At 37.7% G+C, this 17,196-nt stretch carries 18 protein-coding genes, 1 rRNA gene and 1 other annotated feature; all 19 genes read left to right on the top strand.

Annotated features, from left to right (window positions below; all coding sequences use genetic code 11):
- Positions 1-10 precede the first annotated feature (10 nt).
- The 19 genes from rrf (at position 11) to rplK (ending at position 17,033) form a co-directional block, all read left to right on the top strand.
- Positions 11-126: ribosomal RNA gene (rrf, locus tag KI338_RS17200) — 5S ribosomal RNA — on the top strand.
- Positions 127-246: 120 nt separating this feature from the next.
- Positions 247-942 carry an MgtC/SapB family protein gene (locus KI338_RS17195; protein WP_212922258.1) on the top strand — a complete coding sequence of 232 codons (696 nt, stop codon included), beginning with the start codon at positions 247-249 and terminating at the stop codon, positions 940-942.
- Positions 943-1,217: 275 nt separating this feature from the next.
- A complete protein-coding gene (locus tag KI338_RS17190) occupies positions 1,218-1,679 on the top strand; it encodes a CtsR family transcriptional regulator (RefSeq protein ID WP_212922257.1) in 462 nt (153 codons plus the stop codon).
- A 32-nt stretch (positions 1,680-1,711) separates the two neighbouring features.
- Positions 1,712-2,260, top strand: coding sequence for a protein-arginine kinase activator protein McsA (mcsA, locus tag KI338_RS17185; RefSeq protein ID WP_212922256.1), 549 nt, complete (start codon positions 1,712-1,714; stop codon positions 2,258-2,260).
- Positions 2,257-3,321, top strand: a complete 1,065-nt coding sequence (mcsB, locus tag KI338_RS17180) for a protein-arginine kinase McsB (protein WP_212922255.1) — start codon at positions 2,257-2,259, stop codon at positions 3,319-3,321. The genes mcsA and mcsB overlap by 4 nt, the downstream gene beginning before the upstream one ends.
- Positions 3,322-3,339: 18 nt before the next feature.
- Positions 3,340-5,766, top strand: coding sequence for an ATP-dependent protease ATP-binding subunit ClpC (clpC, locus tag KI338_RS17175; RefSeq protein ID WP_212922254.1), 2,427 nt, complete (start codon positions 3,340-3,342; stop codon positions 5,764-5,766).
- A gap of 209 nt (positions 5,767-5,975) precedes the next feature.
- The gene (radA, locus tag KI338_RS17170; RefSeq protein ID WP_212922253.1) at positions 5,976-7,349 is read left to right on the top strand and encodes a DNA repair protein RadA; all 1,374 of its coding nucleotides are present in this window, start codon (positions 5,976-5,978) and stop codon (positions 7,347-7,349) included.
- A gap of 191 nt (positions 7,350-7,540) precedes the next feature.
- The gene (locus KI338_RS17165) at positions 7,541-8,635 is read left to right on the top strand and encodes a PIN/TRAM domain-containing protein (protein ID WP_212922252.1); all 1,095 of its coding nucleotides are present in this window, start codon (positions 7,541-7,543) and stop codon (positions 8,633-8,635) included.
- 300 nt (positions 8,636-8,935) lie between these two features.
- Positions 8,936-10,405, top strand: coding sequence for a glutamate--tRNA ligase (gene gltX, locus KI338_RS17160; RefSeq protein WP_212922251.1), 1,470 nt, complete (start codon positions 8,936-8,938; stop codon positions 10,403-10,405).
- Positions 10,406-10,467: 62 nt separating this feature from the next.
- Positions 10,468-10,688: a binding site (T-box leader), on the top strand.
- Positions 10,689-10,768: 80 nt separating this feature from the next.
- Positions 10,769-11,410 (top strand): serine O-acetyltransferase, encoded by a 642-nt coding sequence (gene cysE, locus KI338_RS17155; RefSeq protein ID WP_212922264.1) that lies wholly within the window; start codon positions 10,769-10,771, stop codon positions 11,408-11,410.
- Positions 11,411-11,413: 3 nt separating this feature from the next.
- The gene (gene cysS / locus KI338_RS17150; protein ID WP_212922250.1) at positions 11,414-12,814 is read left to right on the top strand and encodes a cysteine--tRNA ligase; all 1,401 of its coding nucleotides are present in this window, start codon (positions 11,414-11,416) and stop codon (positions 12,812-12,814) included.
- 3 nt (positions 12,815-12,817) lie between these two features.
- A complete protein-coding gene (locus KI338_RS17145) occupies positions 12,818-13,216 on the top strand; it encodes a Mini-ribonuclease 3 (protein WP_212922249.1) in 399 nt (132 codons plus the stop codon).
- A complete protein-coding gene (gene rlmB, locus KI338_RS17140) occupies positions 13,216-13,959 on the top strand; it encodes a 23S rRNA (guanosine(2251)-2'-O)-methyltransferase RlmB (protein WP_212922248.1) in 744 nt (247 codons plus the stop codon). Before KI338_RS17145 ends, rlmB begins: the two co-directional genes overlap by 1 nt.
- Positions 13,960-13,961: 2 nt before the next feature.
- A complete protein-coding gene (locus tag KI338_RS17135; RefSeq protein ID WP_212922247.1) occupies positions 13,962-14,468 on the top strand; it encodes an NYN domain-containing protein in 507 nt (168 codons plus the stop codon).
- 109 nt (positions 14,469-14,577) lie between these two features.
- Positions 14,578-15,228: an RNA polymerase sporulation sigma factor SigH gene (gene sigH, locus KI338_RS17130; RefSeq protein ID WP_212922246.1), complete on the top strand. Its 651-nt coding sequence runs from the start codon at positions 14,578-14,580 to the stop codon at positions 15,226-15,228.
- Positions 15,229-15,297: 69 nt separating this feature from the next.
- Positions 15,298-15,447: a 50S ribosomal protein L33 gene (gene rpmG, locus KI338_RS17125; RefSeq protein ID WP_212922245.1), complete on the top strand. Its 150-nt coding sequence runs from the start codon at positions 15,298-15,300 to the stop codon at positions 15,445-15,447.
- Between the two features lie 45 nt (positions 15,448-15,492).
- Entirely contained in the window at positions 15,493-15,666 is a 174-nt protein-coding gene (secE, locus tag KI338_RS17120) for a preprotein translocase subunit SecE (RefSeq protein WP_212922244.1), read from the top strand.
- Positions 15,667-15,920: 254 nt separating this feature from the next.
- A complete protein-coding gene (nusG, locus tag KI338_RS17115; RefSeq protein WP_212922243.1) occupies positions 15,921-16,454 on the top strand; it encodes a transcription termination/antitermination protein NusG in 534 nt (177 codons plus the stop codon).
- Positions 16,455-16,607: 153 nt separating this feature from the next.
- Positions 16,608-17,033, top strand: a complete 426-nt coding sequence (gene rplK, locus KI338_RS17110; protein WP_042145365.1) for a 50S ribosomal protein L11 — start codon at positions 16,608-16,610, stop codon at positions 17,031-17,033.
- Positions 17,034-17,196 lie beyond the last annotated feature (163 nt).

Genomic DNA, 17,196 nt, shown 5'->3' with positions numbered 1-17,196 from the left:
AGACGCTTTGTCTGGTGGCGATGGCGAGAAGGTCACACCTGTTCCCATACCGAACACAGAAGTTAAGCTTCTCAGCGCCGATGGTAGTTGGGGCATTGCCCCTGCGAGAGTAGGACGCTGCCAGGCAAATTAAAAGCTAAGTTACTTATATAGTGACTTAGCTTTTTTCTTTATAATAAAATCAACATCATATTTACTCTCAAAATTACTAAACTGATAATAGAGAGAATAAGGAGGAGTTGTAGGATGAATGCACTTTTTTCAGAGCTTTTGAACGAGCACTTTATTTTAATTATTACTCGAGTACTTATTGCTTTGCTATTATCGGGACTTATCGGGTTTGAAAGGGAGTTAAAAAATCATTCAGCAGGGTTCCGTACACATATTTTAGTAGGTGTTGGTTCCTGTCTAATGATGGTATTATCCTTATATGGCTTTGACGCTTATATCGAACAGTATGGTAATATCCGTTTTGATCCAGCAAGAATACCTTCTTATGTAATTAGTGGTATTGGGTTCTTAGGAGCAGGTACTATTATGGTTTACGGCGGCACGATAAGAGGTTTAACTACCGCGGCATCTATTTGGGCAGTTGCAGGTCTTGGGCTCGTTGTAGGTGTAGGTATGTATGCAGTAGCTGTATTTACAACATTAATCATTTTATTAAGCTTAGTATTTCTAAATAACTTTGAGAGACTTTTTACCAAAAATAAGAACTATATGGTCATTGAGATAGTCGCATATCCAAATTTAGAAATCAATAAGGTAATATCAGTATTTGAAGAACACAATCTGACGATTAAGGAGGTTGAGGTTATAAAGGTAGAGAATAATTTAAGAAGCATATTTGTTAAATTTAACCGTGAAAAAAATTTAAATCGGATGAAGCTAATGGATCATTTGTCCAATATTGATTCTGTAAAAGGCGCTTCAGAGCGTTAATCTTATATTATAAAGTCATAAATAGGTCTGACTTCTTTGTTTCAACACTCTATAAAAGTGTTAGCTGTAAATAAGGAATGTTAGACCTTTTGCCTTTTTACACAAATAGCTACGTAAAAATAGGGATCAATGATTTTTTCAAAAATTTTTTGTCTAGAATAGAGAGGGTAAGGTATTTGCATCTATTCAAATTTAAAGTATAATAAAGGCATAGTCAAAGATAGTCAAAGTCAGAACGATTTTATTGGCAGGATTGGATTAGGGGAGGTATACTTATGAGCAATATTTCTGACATAATTGAACAATATTTAAAGAAGGTATTACAAACAAAAGGACAGGATGTAATTGAGATAAAGCGAAGTGAGATCGCAGATAGATTCCAATGTGTTCCTTCTCAAATAAATTATGTCATAAATACACGCTTTACGGTTGAAAAAGGATATATTGTTGAAAGTAAGCGTGGTGGAGGAGGCTATATTCGAATTATACGTATCAAACATCAAGACAAGTCAGAGTTGATCGATGAAATTATTCGCTTAATAAATCCTACTGTTACCCAACAAGCCTCCATTGATGTATTAGAACGTTTAGTAGAAGAAGAAATTATTACAGAGCGAGAGGCAAAGATTATGGCTAGTGGGCTTGGAAGAAATACACTTGCCTTTCAATTACCACTAAGGGATGAAGTAAGAGCTCGTATATTAACATCGATGTTAACAACCTTAAAGTATTTATAATGGTTTCAATTTGATTTGAAGGGGGAAAACCAATGGAGTGTCAGGAATGCCATCAAAGACCCGCTACATTGCATTATACACAAGTTATTAATGGTCATAAAACCGAGGTTCAAATCTGTGAAGTCTGCGCCAAGGAAAAAGGATATATGACATATCCAGAGGAAGGCTATTCACTTCATAATTTGTTAACAGGTTTATTTAATTTTGAATCAAATCCTATGGGTGCTTCACATGGGACGACATTTAATAAGGAAAATGATCTCCAATGTCCAAAATGTGGTTTAACATTTACAGAGTTTAAGCAAATAGGAAAATTTGGTTGTGGTGAGTGTTACCATACATTTGCGTCAAATTTAAATCCTATTTTTCGCAGGGTGCATAGTGGAAATACGGAGCATCGTGGAAAAATACCAAAGCGCATAGGAGGTAACCTACACTTAAAAAAACAGCTATCTTCTTTAAAAGATGAGCTACAAAATTTAATTATGAATGAAGAATTTGAGCAAGCAGCCGTAGTGAGAGATAAAATTAAGGAAATAGAGCAACAAATTGATCAGAAGGAAAAGGGTGACGCAAGGTGACACTAGAGCATTTTATGAATGAAGCAATTAGTCCATGGATGCGGGAGGAAGGGCCAGATAATGATATAGTTCTAAGCAGTCGTATTCGATTGGCCCGAAACTTTGCAGACATGCCATTTCCGATTATCGCTGATCAGAAGGATCTTGAGAAGATTAGGGAGTTTTTCCAAATAGAATATGAACACACTTCGTTTCAGGACTATAAGGATCTGGAGTTTGTTTCAATCCGAGATCTTACCGCAATTGAGAAGAGTGTCTTAGTTGAAAAACACCTAATTAGTCCCTTATTAGCAAAAAAGGAAGGGGCTGCTGCTACCTTAATTTCTGAAAATGAACAAGTGTCAATTATGATAAATGAAGAAGACCACATCAGGATTCAGCTATATTTTCCAGGACTTCAACTAACCAAAGCGTTAACGAAAGCATTGGAGCTTGATGACTGGTTAGAAGAGAAGGTTTCTTATGCTTTTGATGAGACAAGAGGATTTCTTACAAGCTGTCCGACAAATGTTGGAACTGGAATGCGGGCTTCTGTAATGATGCATTTGCCTGCACTTGCGATGACAAAACAAATTAATCGAATGATGCCAGCAATTAATCAATTAGGCCTTGTTGTCCGTGGAATTTATGGTGAGGGTAGCGAGGCGTTAGGGAATCTATTTCAAATTTCCAACCAGATTACACTAGGAAAAACAGAAGAACATATCATAGAGGACTTAGAAAGTGTTGTTCAGCAATTAATTGGCCACGAAAGAAAGGCAAGAAACAGAATACTAGAGCAATCCGGAATTGAATTGGAGGATCGCATTTATCGTTCATTAGGTGTTTTAGAATACAGTAGAATTATTGAATCAAAGGAAGCGGCAAGATGTTTATCTAATGTTCGTTTAGGAATAGATTTAGGAATCATTAAAAATGTTTCTCGTAATATACTTAATGAACTAATGGTTTTAACACAGCCTGGCTTTTTGCAGTATTTTGCTAAAAAGACGTTAACAGCAAATGAACGAGACATACTTAGAGCATCTTTAATTAGGGAACGATTACAATTTGAGAAATAGGTAGGAGGAAATGGTTATATGATGTTTGGGCGTTTTACAGAAAGAGCACAAAAAGTATTGGCTTTGTCCCAAGAAGAGGCGGTACGACTTGGACATAATAATATTGGAACAGAACATATTTTACTCGGTCTAGTGCGTGAGGGCGAAGGGATAGCTGCTAAAGCATTAGAATCACTTGGGCTCGAAATTGCAAAGATTCAAGAAGAAGTGGAGAAATTAATAGGGACAGGTAAACAACCGATGCAAACAATCCATTACACTCCTAGAGCCAAAAAGGTAGTGGAGCTATCCCAGGATGAAGCACGAAAGCTAGGTCATTCCTATGTAGGGACTGAACATATTCTACTAGGGTTAATTCGTGAGGGTGAGGGTGTTGCTGCTAGAGTTTTAAATAATCTAGGAGTCAGTTTAAACAAAGCAAGACAACAGGTGCTTCAGCTTTTAGGAAGTAATGAGTCACAGGCAGGTCGACAAGGCCGTGGACAATCCTCTAGTGCAAATACACCAACACTAGACTCTTTAGCACGTGATTTAACAGCTAGTGCAAAAGATGGCAACATAGACCCAGTTATCGGAAGAAGCAAAGAAATTGAACGTGTTATCCAAGTGCTAAGCCGTCGAACAAAAAATAATCCGGTACTAATTGGTGAGCCTGGAGTGGGAAAAACTGCAGTAGCAGAAGGGCTGGCACAACAAATTGTTAATAATGAAGTTCCTGAAACACTTCGTGATAAGCGTGTCATGACCCTTGATATGGGGACGGTTGTTGCTGGTACTAAATATCGTGGTGAGTTTGAAGACCGTTTGAAAAAAGTAATGGAAGAGATTCGTCAGGCGGGTAACATTATCCTGTTTATTGATGAGCTGCATACCTTAATAGGTGCTGGAGGAGCAGAAGGTGCGATTGATGCTTCGAATATATTAAAGCCTTCCTTAGCACGTGGAGAGCTTCAATGTATTGGTGCTACTACATTAGAGGAGTATCGTAAATATATCGAAAAAGATGCAGCCCTTGAAAGAAGATTCCAACCAATTCAAGTGGATGAACCAACATTAGAAGAAACCATTCAAATATTAAAGGGATTACGTGACCGATATGAAGCACATCATCGTGTTACAATAACAGATGAAGCAATTGAAGCAGCGGCGAAATTATCGGACCGTTATATTACCGATCGCTTCCTTCCAGATAAAGCAATTGATCTAATAGATGAGGCGGGTTCGAAGGTTAGACTACGCTCATACACCGTTCCACCAAATTTAAAAGACCTAGAACAAAAACTAGAAGAAGTACGAAAGGAAAAGGATGCAGCAGTACAAAGTCAAGAATTTGAAAAAGCTGCTTCACTAAGAGACTCAGAGCAACGGTTAAGGGAAGAATTGGAAACCACGAAAAGAGAGTGGAAGGCGAAGCAAGGCCAAGAGGATTCCCAAGTAACTGTTGAGGATATAGCAAGTATTGTTTCTACATGGACAGGAGTACCGGTATCGAAATTAACGAAGGATGAAAGTGAGCGTCTATTAAACCTAGAAGAAGTTCTTCATGACCGCGTAATTGGTCAAGAAGAGGCAGTTAAGGCGGTTGCAAAAGCGATTCGTAGGGCTCGTGCAGGTTTAAAGGATCCGAAGCGTCCAATTGGATCATTCATTTTCCTAGGTCCTACAGGAGTTGGTAAGACCGAGCTTGCTCGTGCATTAGCAGAGGCAATGTTTGCAGATGAGGATGCGATGATTCGTATTGATATGTCGGAATATATGGAGAAGCATTCAACTTCACGTTTAGTTGGATCACCTCCAGGTTATGTAGGTTATGAAGAAGGCGGCCAATTAACGGAAAAGGTTCGCAGAAAGCCATATTCTGTTGTATTACTAGACGAAGTAGAAAAGGCTCATCCAGATGTCTTTAATATTTTATTACAAGTACTAGAGGATGGACGTTTAACCGATTCTAAAGGAAGAGTTGTAGATTTTCGTAACACGGTTCTAATCATGACATCAAATGTAGGTGCAAGCGAATTAAAACGTAATAAGTTTGTTGGCTTCAACTTAGAAGAGGAAGGCAAAGACTATAAGGATATGAAAGCAAAAGTTATGGATGAATTGAAGAAAGCATTCCGTCCAGAATTTTTAAACCGCATTGACGAGACAATTGTTTTCCATTCTTTAGAGAAGAAACATATGAAGAGTATCGTTACCCTCATGATCAAGGATGTACAAAAACGATTAGCGGAACAGGATGTGGAATTCACGTTAACAGATAAAGCAATTGAGAAGATTGCCAATGAAGGATTTGATCCTGAATATGGTGCAAGACCACTTAGAAGATCCATTCAAAAGAATATTGAAGATTTACTGTCAGAGGAATTACTAAAAGGCACGATTAAAATAGGGCAAAAGGTCAAAATTGGCTTAAGTAATAAAGGTGAATTTATTATTTTGTCCTAAAAAATGAATAAAACAATAGAAAAAACTAGAAGAATTTTCTCTTCTGGTTTTTTTCTATAATCCGGGAATTGTGATAAGATGCGAAATAGGGTTCAATGTGAAAAATATGTGGCAAACATTAGGGAATTTACAATAAAATTGATAGATTCCTGTAACCAAGCACATATAAAAAACGTATATAATAGAGATAGCCGAAAGGAATGAGTAGGTTGGCAAAACTTAAAACAAAATTTGTCTGTCAAGATTGTGGCTATGAGTCAGCTAAGTGGCTTGGAAAATGTCCTGGCTGTCATAATTGGAATACATTTGTTGAAGAAATAGAGATGACAGGAAAGCAGACTAGACACACCTTTAGTGGTGTAACAACTGCTGGAAGTAAACCCCAAAAAATAACAGAAATAGTGTCGCAAAAAGAACCAAGGATTACGACAAAATCGAAAGAGCTTAACCGTGTCTTAGGTGGTGGAATTGTCGCAGGATCACTCGTGTTAATTGGTGGAGACCCTGGTATTGGGAAATCGACACTATTATTACAAGTATCTTCGCAGCTTGCAGAGAAAGAGCTGCCAGTCCTTTATATTTCCGGTGAGGAGTCGATTCGTCAAACGAAGCTACGAGCAGATCGTCTAGGGGTAAAATCTGATTTGCTTTATATACTTTCCGAAACAAATCTGTTAGCAATAGCAAATCATATCGAACAACTCAAACCATCGTTTGTCGTCATTGACTCTATTCAGACTATTTATCGAGAAGAGATTGCTAGTGCTCCGGGAAGTGTCTCACAAGTAAGGGAATGCACCAGCGAATTAATGCGTATCGCAAAAACAAGCGGTGTTCCAATATTTATTGTGGGACATGTTACGAAGGACGGCGCTATTGCTGGGCCGCGACTATTGGAGCACATGGTGGATGCAGTTCTTTATTTTGAGGGAGAAAGACATCATACTTATCGCATACTTCGCGGGGTAAAAAATCGTTTTGGTAGCACGAATGAAATGGGCATTTTTGAAATGAAGGAAGAGGGACTACGGGAAGTTATGAACCCTTCGGAGATATTTTTAGAGGAACGTTCACAAGGTGCCGCGGGCTCTACAGTTGTTGCATCGATGGAAGGTACAAGGCCTGTTTTGGTAGAAATACAAGCATTAATTTCCCCAACTAGCTTTGGTAACCCAAGAAGAATGGCTACAGGTGTAGATCATAACCGTGTTCCATTATTAATGGCCGTATTAGAAAAAAGAGTAGGGCTCATGCTTCAGAACCAGGATGCTTATATTAAGGTAGCTGGTGGTGTGAAATTGGACGAGCCGGCAATTGATTTAGCAATCGCAGTAAGTATTGCCTCCAGTTTTCGAGATATTCCGACAAGACCAGATGATATTTTTATTGGCGAAGTAGGCTTAACCGGAGAGATAAGACGTGTATCAAGAATAGAACAGCGTGTTCAGGAGGCTGCTAAATTAGGTTTTAGTCGGGTTTTCTGTCCAGAAAACAATCTAGATGGATGGACTCCTCCGGCAGATATACAGGTTGTAGGGGTGAAATGCATACAGGATGCGTTGAATATAGGGTTGGTTAGATAACAACCGCAGAAAATAATAGAATTTTGTCGAATTTTGATTGACTTGGAATTCTGTATGTGGTAAAATTTATATTTTGCCAATTTGATTGTTTTCATTAGCTGTGCTATTATGGTAAAGTACTAATCTAATTTGTAAATAATGGTTATTATTTTAAGTTTATAGGTAATAATAATGGTTAGGAGGTGACAGTGGTGCTGAAAAAAATTGTTCACTTATTCTTTATCATTTCGGGTGGTACCATTGGGTATTTATATATACCATATTTTATTAGGCTATTAAATTTCTCGAATATAACCTGGATTGATTCACCATATTTAGGGGCTGCATTAGGTGCAATTATATTTTTCGTCATTTCTTATTGGATTGCTAATTATATTGTAGACTTTTTAAGGTGGATTGAAGAGGGATTAGTAAGGATTCCGATAGGTGATCTATTATTCGGGAGTTTAGGATTAATTATTGGTCTGGTTACTGCATTTTTAATTAATTTACCGATTCAAGAAATCAATATCGAATTTGTTTCAAAGGTTATTCCACTATTTATTACAATTCTATTAGGTTATTTTGGCTTCCAGGTTGGATTTAGACGACGGGATGAATTATTGAATTTGTTAACCATTAACCGCAAGGAAAAGAAGCGGACATCATCAGATGGTGAAACAAATGAACTAAATCTACCTCGTCCTAAAATACTAGATACTAGTGTTATTATTGATGGTCGAATTGCAGATATTTGCCAAACTAACTTTTTAGAAGGAACAATTATCATCCCTCAGTTTGTTCTCGGTGAGCTTCAGCATATTGCAGATTCATCAGATGTTCTTAAGCGGAATCGTGGTAGAAGAGGATTAGACGTGCTAAATCGAATTCAAAAGGAACTACCTATTAAGGTAGAAATCTATGAAGGTGATTTTGAAGATATTCAAGAGGTAGACAGCAAACTTATAAAGCTTGCGAAGGTTATCGATGGTATTGTTGTAACAAATGATTTTAACTTAAATAAGGTTTGCGATCTTCAAGGTGTTCACGTTCTTAATATCAATGATCTTGCAAATGCAGTTAAGCCTGTTGTCCTACCTGGTGAAGAACTGTTGGTACAAGTTATTAAGGACGGAAAGGAACAGAATCAAGGGATTGCATATTTAGATGACGGCACCATGATTGTTGTAGAAGAAGGTAGAAATTATATCGGAAAAACAATTGAAGTACTTATAACTAGTGTTTTACAAACATCAGCAGGACGTATGATTTTTGCTAAACCAAAATTACTTGAAAAAGCATTGTAAAAAGGGTATAACTTATATTGGAGATTGACAATAAATAAAGTGATAACAGTCAGTGTTATCACTTTTTGTTATAATGTTATAGGGAAAGTAATTACCGTTAAATACTTATGTTTTGTTACGTGTGTTTACCGCTGCACAAATACACTTCGCTTTCCGTTTGGTGGCGGTGAGCCCTTGTGTAATGGACTACTCGGTACACCAAATTTTTCTTACTAACAATAATACATTCAGCCACCACCAAGCTGTCTTTTTACTAAGATATTTTATAACAAATCCAATAAAAGAAGGAAGAGACTAACTATGACAAATGAAGTACGTGTGCGTTATGCACCAAGTCCAACTGGACATTTACATATAGGAAATGCTCGTACTGCATTATTTAATTACTTATATGCTAAACATTTTAATGGCAAATTTATTATTCGTATTGAAGATACAGATGAAAAACGTAATGTTGAAGGTGGAGAAGAGAGTCAGCTTAAGTTTTTAAAATGGCTTGGTGTAGACTGGGATGAAGGTGCCGATGTTGGAGGCAATTATGGTCCTTATCGCCAAATGGAACGCTTAGATATTTATAATAAATATGTTAATGAGCTATTAGAGATGGGCCTTGCTTATAAATGCTATATGTCAGAAGAAGAACTTGAGCAGGAACGAGAAGAACAGATAGCAAAAGGACAAGCACCTAAGTATTCTGGAAAACATCGTAATTTGACACCAGAACAAATTGCTGCCTTTGAAGCAGAGGGACGTAAGCCAAGTATTCGTTTCCGTGTTCCAGACAATGTAACTTACGTATTTGATGATATCGTTCGTGAAACGATTAAATTTGAATCAAGTGATATCGGTGACTGGGTAATGGTTAAGAAAAATGGTGTACCAACTTATAACTTTGCTGTAGCCATTGATGACCATTTAATGAATATTACCCATGTTCTTCGTGGTGAAGAGCATATTTCTAATACTCCGAAACAGTTGATGATTTACCAAGCATTTGGTTGGGAGGCGCCAAAGTTTGGTCACATGACGTTGATTCTTAATGAAAACCGTAAAAAGTTAAGTAAGCGTGACTCTCATATCATTCAGTTTATTGAGCAATACAAAAACCTTGGGTATTTACCTGAAGCACTATTTAATTTTATTGCTTTACTCGGATGGTCTCCAGTAGGAGAGGAAGAAATATTTAGTCAAGAAAAGCTCGTTGAAATATTTGATCCAGAGCGACTATCCACTTCGCCGGCTATATTCGATGTTCAAAAATTAAAGTGGATGAACAATGAATATATTAAAGCTACAGATTTAGATAAGGTAATTGAATTAGCAATGCCACATTTAATTGATGCAGGTCGCATACCAGAGAATATGGATGAGGAAACAAGAATCTGGGCAGAGAAGGTAATTGGACTGTATCGAGAGCAATTACGTTATGGTGAAGAAATTGTAGAACTATCTGAAATGTTCTTTTCAAAAACTGTTCAGTATGATGAAGAAGCTAAAGCGATATTAGCAGAAGAACAAGTACCTGAGGTATTACAGGTATTTACCGATAAATTGATTCATTTAGATGAATTTAATAAGGATACAATTAAAGATCAAATAAAGGCCACACAAAAAGAGACAGGGCATCGTGGTAAAAAGCTATTTATGCCAATTCGTGTTGCAACTACTGGCCAAACTCATGGTCCAGAGCTTCCATTAGCAATTGAGCTACTAGGCAAGGAAGTAATTTTAGAGCGATTGGACACCTTATTGAAGGAATTAGGAGCATAAAAATCGAAGCGATCTAATTCACATTTAGGGCAAATTATAATATAGTATTACTACAATAAAATAAAGGAACGTGGAAGAGGGAAAGTAGTAGCTAGATGGTTACACAGAGAGAATCACCATAGGCTGGGAGTGATTTTAACCACTAACTATGAAGTGCCCCTTGGAGTCCGTTATGGAAGTAATAGTACATAGCGGCGGTTCTCTACCGTTAATAGAGTCAAGTTGGAAGGATACTTATTGGTACCTTCAAACAGAGTGGAACCGCGCTTAGAGCGTCTCTGTGTTTTAAACACAGAGACGTTTTTTTTATATATAAAAGTGTAACGAATAATTTTATATGGGGAAAGAGGGATATGGATGGGAATGTTTAAACGCATGAAGGAAGATATGGATGTGGTCTTTGAACAGGATCCTGCTGCCAGAACATATCTGGAGGTATTTTTAACTTATTCCGGACTGCATGCTGTATGGTCTCACCGAATTGCACATGCGTTTTATAAGCGAAAGCTATATTTTATTGCAAGAGCCATTTCCCAGATAAGCCGCTTTTTTACAGGAATTGAAATACATCCAGGTGCGAAAATAGGTAGACGTTTATTTATTGACCATGGGATGGGCGTTGTCATTGGAGAGACTTGTGAAATCGGTGATAATGTTACGATATTCCAGGGAGTTACACTAGGGGGAACTGGAAAGGAAAAAGGGAAGCGTCATCCAACGATAAAGGATAATGCACTGATTGCCTCGGGAGCAAAGGTGCTAGGATCAATTACCGTTGGTGAGAGTGCTAAGATTGGTGCTGGCTCTGTTGTATTAAAGGATGTTCCCGACCATTCAACTGTTGTAGGGATTCCGGGCAAGGTTGTCATTCAAAACGGAGAGAAAGTAAGACGCGATTTAGATCATCATAAGTTACCAGATCCAGTTGCTGATACATGTTCAAAAATGCAAGAGGAAATTGAACTATTAAAAGCAGAAATAGCTAAATTGAAAGAAGGGAAATAAATCATGTCGATAAAAATTTATAATACACTGACAAGGGAAAAGCAAGCGTTTCAGCCAATTGAGGAAGGGAAAGTACGGATGTATGTTTGCGGACCAACCGTATACAACTATATTCATATAGGGAATGCCCGTCCTGCTATTGTGTTTGATACGGTTAGGAGATATCTAGAATACAAAGGGTTTGACGTTAACTATGTGCTCAACTTTACCGATGTTGACGATAAAATTATTAAAACTGCCAATGAGCTTGGCGAAAATGTTTTTGATGTATCTAATCGGTATATCGATGCGTATTTAGAAGATGTTAGTAGATTAGGCGTGAAAAAGGCATCCCATAACCCAAGAGTAACAGATACGATGCAGGACATTATTCATTTTATCGAAAGCTTAGTAGAGAAAGGCTATGCATATGAAGCAGATGGGGATGTTTACTTCAAACCTAGAGCATTTGAAGGGTATGGAAAGCTATCCCATCAATCCATCGATGAATTACGTTCTGGTGCTAGAATCCAAATAGGGGAAAAAAAGGATGATCCATTAGATTTTGCTTTATGGAAGGCCGCAAAAGAGGGCGAAATTTCATGGGATTCTCCTTGGGGCAAAGGTCGTCCTGGTTGGCATATCGAATGCTCGGCAATGGCTAAAAAATACCTAGGCGAGACGATAGATATCCATGCAGGAGGCCAAGATTTGACGTTCCCACATCATGAGAATGAAATAGCACAATCTGAGGCAAATAATGGGAAGTCCTTTGCAAACTATTGGATGCATAATGGGTATATTAATATTAATAATGAGAAAATGTCGAAGTCACTTGGTAACTTTGTATTAACAAGGGATCTTCTAGCAGAGCATGACCCAAATGTTATTCGGTTCTTCATGTTAAGTGTACATTATCGTCACCCGATCAATTTTTCAAATGATCTATTAGAATCTGCGAAAAACAGTCTGGAACGAGTAAAAACATCCTATCAAAATTTAGAGCATCGAAAGGCATCTAGTACAAATCTTGATCATCAGGCCGATGAATGGTTAGAGAAAATTGATGATTTCAAAAAACGCTTTGAAGCGGAAATGGATGATGATATAAATACGGCAAATGCTATTTCTGTTCTTTTTGACCTAACAAAAGAAGCAAATGTGTACTTAAATCAAGATCACACATCAGTTGAGGTAATCAATCTGTTTCAGGAAACCATTTTAACCTTCCTTGATATTTTGGGCATTACAATTAAGGAAGAAGAAACACTACTAGATGAGGTCATTGAGGAGTTAATCCAAGAACGTAATGATGCTAGAAAGAATCGAGACTTTAATCGTGCAGATGAAATTCGTGATCTTCTTAAGGAGAAAGGTATTATTCTAGAAGATACACCACAAGGAGTGCGCTGGAAGAGAGGCTAGGAAATGAACAACGATATCAGACTAATGAAAAGCCTAGCCCTTGCCTATATGGGCGATGCGGTTTATGAGGTTTTTGTTCGAGAGTATTTATTAGGGAAGGGGACAGTCAAGCCGAATGATTTGCATAAGGAAGCGATAACCTTTGTTTCTGCAAAAGCCCAAGCTGCTGTCCTATTGAATTGGCTGGAAGAGAAATTACTTACAGAGGAAGAAGAAGCGATTGTAGCAAGAGGAAGAAATGCAAAATCTGGTTCTATTCCGAAAAATACAAGTGTGCAAACATATCGTTATAGTACTGCTTTTGAAGCGTTGCTTGGATATTACTATTTATCAAAAGAAGAAACGCGCTTAAATGAGTTAATGAAGCAAGCAATCGACTACATAGAAAGGAGGAATAACTAATGGAAAAGGAAATAATTATTGGTAAAAATCCAGTTGTTGAGGCGCTTAAATCTGGTCGTTCAGTCAATAAAGTATTAATCTCAGATCAGTTAAATGCAAATGCACAAGGAAAAATAAACCAATTAGCCAAGTCAGCAGGTACAATCGTACAAAAAGTCCCAAAGAATAAAATAGATCAGCTCTCAGATGGTAACCATCAAGGGGTTATCGCATATGTGGCTCCTTATGATTACGCATCATTAGATGAATTGTTTGAACGAGCCAAAGAACGAGAGGAAAGCCCATTTTTTATTATTCTTGATGAACTGGAGGATCCACATAATTTAGGCTCTATCCTAAGGACGGCTGATGCTACTGGAGCGCATGGTGTTATCATTCCGAAAAGAAGGTCTGTAGGTCTAACGGCAACGGTGGCCAAGACAGCAGCTGGGGCATTAGAACATATTCCTGTTGTACGAGTGACAAATATTGCTCAGACAATTGAGGAGTTAAAGGAACGAAATGTCTGGGTGGTTGGGACGGAAGCGGAGGCAACAGAGGACTATCGAAAGCTCGATGGCGCATTGCCGATAGCTCTTGTTATCGGTAATGAAGGAAAGGGTATGAGTAGACTGGTGCGTGAAAAGTGTGATTGGACTGTAAGTCTTCCGATGAAAGGAAAAGTCTCTTCTCTTAATGCTTCTGTTGCCTGTAGCTTGCTATTGTATGAGGTGTATCGTAAAAGATATCCGATTGGTGAGTAACCATGGTGGTATTAATAGTGGATGGCTACAACATTATTGGCGATTGGGATGAGTTGAAGGAACTAAAGAAGAAGGATTTGGGACAAGCACGGGATAAATTAATCGAGATGATGGCAGAATATCAAGCATACTCGGGTCACAGGGTAATTATTGTATTTGATGCGTATTATGTGCGTGGTATTGAAAATAAATTGAAGCAATACAAAGTAGAAATAATCTATACGAAGGAAAAGGAAACAGCTGACGAATGCATTGAACGCCTAGTTAAGAGGTTAAAGAATGTCCAGACACAGGTTTATGTTGCAACCTCTGATTATGCAGAGCAACGAATTATTTTTGGGCAAGGTGCTCTAAGGAAGTCTGCACGGGAATTGTCACTGGAATTGGCGGAGCTTGAAAGGGAAATTAGTCACAATGTGTCACAGCACCTCAAAACCATGCCGAAATCTAAAATACCTTTATCTGATGATGTTCTAGAAAAGTTTGAAAAATGGCGAAGAGGGGAATAAATATCATGGCGCCCACGCATTTGTCTAGAAAATTTAGGCTATTGTGTTATTAAGGTGCTTACTGTATAATGTTTGTAATATTGACTAATTTGTCAAGGGGGCTTTCCGGGTGAACATCAAGCAATTAATCAAAGACAATGACAAATTACTCAAGCTTGATGATGATGAAGTTTTAGAGCTAATCCATCAAGGAGATAATGAGGCATTGGATTATTTAATTCATAAGTATAAGAACTTTGTCCGGGCTAAAGCTAGAACTTATTTTCTAATTGGTGCTGATAAAGAAGACATTATCCAAGAAGGCATGATTGGCCTTTATAAGGCAATTCGGGATTATAATGAGGATAAATTGACATCTTTTAAAGCATTTGCGGAATTATGTATTACGAGACAAATTATAACGGCTATTAAGACTGCTACGAGGCAGAAACATATTCCATTAAATTCTTATGTTTCGTTGGACAAGCCTATTTATGATGAAGAATCCGATCGAACATTACTTGACGTTATCGCTGGCTCTAGGGCGATTGATCCACAGGAGCTATTGGTTAACCGAGAAAATTTTGGCGATATGGAACTAAAGCTTTCAGAGTTACTGAGTGAATTTGAAAAAGGGGTACTCCATTTATACTTAGAAGGTAAGACATATCAAGAAATTTCTGTAGAGTTAAATAGGCACGTAAAATCGATTGATAATGCGTTGCAGCGAGTAAAACGAAAGCTGGAACAACTGATGGAAACGAATGAACTAAGCTTATAAGTATCGTTGACACAATTGGACAACCGTGCTACATTAAAATGAGAAAAAACCCTAATTTGGGGTGATATGATGACGAAGAAAATCACATTAGCGTGTGCAATATGCTCCAGCAGAAATTACACAACTAGTAAAAATGTATCCACACAAGCTTCACGCATGGAAGTGCGAAAATTTTGCAAAGCATGTGGACAACATACATTGCATCGCGAAACAAAATAATTTTTAGATAAGTGGAATCCACGCCTGAGTTTGGGGGGTACAAACATGTTTAAATTTCTAAAAAATGTCTCTAGAGAAATGAAGAAAGTTAGTTGGCCAAAGGGAAAGGAATTATCTAGCTATACCATTGTTGTAGTTTCAACCGTTGTATTTATGGCTGTTTTCTTTGGGCTTATCGATTTAGGAATCTCTCAATTTTTGAACTTATTTTTTGAATAAAATTCTTATAATTATGCTATAATGAAAGATGGATAGCGACTGTTGCTAAAAACCCGGATAATACGGGTTTTTTTAATAGGCTTTTTTTAATTTAGGCTCTTTTTGTATTGGTGGTTGTGATGGGGACCCTCATAGCAGCTTCTGAGAAAGTCTCATTATCTCCTAATTTATGATAATAGGCTTTTTGCGAATAAAGCCTTATTGGAAATGGTGAATCTACCCAAAGGGAGGGAAGGACGTAAGGTCCTATTATTATGGAGAAAAATTGGTATGTTGTTCATACATATTCAGGGTATGAAAATAAAGTAAAAGCAAACCTGGAAAAACGAGTAGAAACAATGGGTATGGAGGATAAAATTTTCCGTGTCATTGTTCCTGAGGAAGAAGAAACAGAAATAAAAAACGGTAAAAAGAAGGTACAAAAGAAAAAGGTATTTCCTGGTTATGTTCTAACCGAAATGATTATGACAGACGATTCTTGGTATGTTGTGCGCAATACCCCAGGAGTTACTGGCTTTATCGGTTCTAGTGGTGGTGGTACAAAGCCAACCCCATTACTACCTGGCGAAGCGGAAGCTATTCTTAAGCGTATGGGAATGGCGGAACCTGTAGTTCAAGTAGACTTCGAATTAAAAGAAAATGTAAGAGTTATGGATGGACCTTTTGCTAACTTTACCGGTTCGATTGAACATATTGATGTGGATAAGCAGAAGGTTAAGGTTCATGTGAATATGTTTGGTAGAGAGACTCCTGTAGAATTGGATTTCTCACAAATCGAGAAAATATAAGGATAAATATTTCTTGAAAGTCTTGCATATTTTTCATTTTCGTGCTAAAATTCTTGTGTTATTCATGCCCTCGAACCAAATGTTAGGGCTAAAAATGAGTGGGAGGGGAATATCCCCAATTACCACATCACGGACTTTAAGGAGGTGTGTCTCGTGGCTAAAAAAGTAATCAAATTAGTTAAATTGCAAATTCCAGCTGGTAAAGCTAACCCAGCACCACCAGTAGGACCTGCACTTGGTCAAGCCGGTGTTAATATCATGGGATTCTGTAAGGAATTTAATGCTCGTACGCAAGATCAAGCTGGTTTAATTATTCCGGTTGAAATCACTGTGTTTGAAGACCGTTCATTTACATTTATTACGAAAACTCCACCTGCAGCTGTATTGCTTAAGAAAGCAGCTGGTCTAGATTCGGGATCTGGAGAACCTAATAAAAATAAGGTTGCGACTTTAAAACGTGATAAAGTAAGAGAAATTGCAGAAACCAAAATGCCTGATTTAAACGCCGCTGATGTAGAAGCAGCGATGCGCATGGTTGAAGGTACTGCACGTAGCATGGGTATTGTTATTGAAGACTAATACTCTAATGTACACTAAAGGGTTGCGGTAATGGTCATCCGTTTCGCGCAACCTTTTTCATGAATAAGAAATACCATTTTCTTATTTGTATTAGTGCTTTATAAAAGCTGTTCGGGCTTTTATAAGTGGGAGGTACAACCGTTATTACCACAATAGAGGAGGA

This window comes from Ornithinibacillus bavariensis (assembly GCF_018333235.1).
Lineage (GTDB): Bacteria > Bacillota > Bacilli > Bacillales > Amphibacillaceae > Ornithinibacillus > Ornithinibacillus bavariensis.
This window is presented reverse-complemented; position numbering and strand designations above follow the sequence as displayed.

Coding starts and splice junctions, on each gene's coding strand:
- KI338_RS17195 (WP_212922258.1), top strand. CDS start 247: ATGAATGCACTTTTTTCAGAGCTTTTGAACGAGCACTTTATTTTAATT.
- KI338_RS17190 (WP_212922257.1), top strand. CDS start 1,218: ATGAGCAATATTTCTGACATAATTGAACAATATTTAAAGAAGGTATTA.
- mcsA (WP_212922256.1), top strand. CDS start 1,712: ATGGAGTGTCAGGAATGCCATCAAAGACCCGCTACATTGCATTATACA.
- clpC (WP_212922254.1), top strand. CDS start 3,340: ATGATGTTTGGGCGTTTTACAGAAAGAGCACAAAAAGTATTGGCTTTG.
- gltX (WP_212922251.1), top strand. CDS start 8,936: ATGACAAATGAAGTACGTGTGCGTTATGCACCAAGTCCAACTGGACAT.
- cysE (WP_212922264.1), top strand. CDS start 10,769: ATGTTTAAACGCATGAAGGAAGATATGGATGTGGTCTTTGAACAGGAT.
- cysS (WP_212922250.1), top strand. CDS start 11,414: ATGTCGATAAAAATTTATAATACACTGACAAGGGAAAAGCAAGCGTTT.
- KI338_RS17145 (WP_212922249.1), top strand. CDS start 12,818: ATGAACAACGATATCAGACTAATGAAAAGCCTAGCCCTTGCCTATATG.
- rlmB (WP_212922248.1), top strand. CDS start 13,216: ATGGAAAAGGAAATAATTATTGGTAAAAATCCAGTTGTTGAGGCGCTT.
- KI338_RS17135 (WP_212922247.1), top strand. CDS start 13,962: ATGGTGGTATTAATAGTGGATGGCTACAACATTATTGGCGATTGGGAT.
- rpmG (WP_212922245.1), top strand. CDS start 15,298: ATGACGAAGAAAATCACATTAGCGTGTGCAATATGCTCCAGCAGAAAT.
- secE (WP_212922244.1), top strand. CDS start 15,493: ATGTTTAAATTTCTAAAAAATGTCTCTAGAGAAATGAAGAAAGTTAGT.
- nusG (WP_212922243.1), top strand. CDS start 15,921: ATGGAGAAAAATTGGTATGTTGTTCATACATATTCAGGGTATGAAAAT.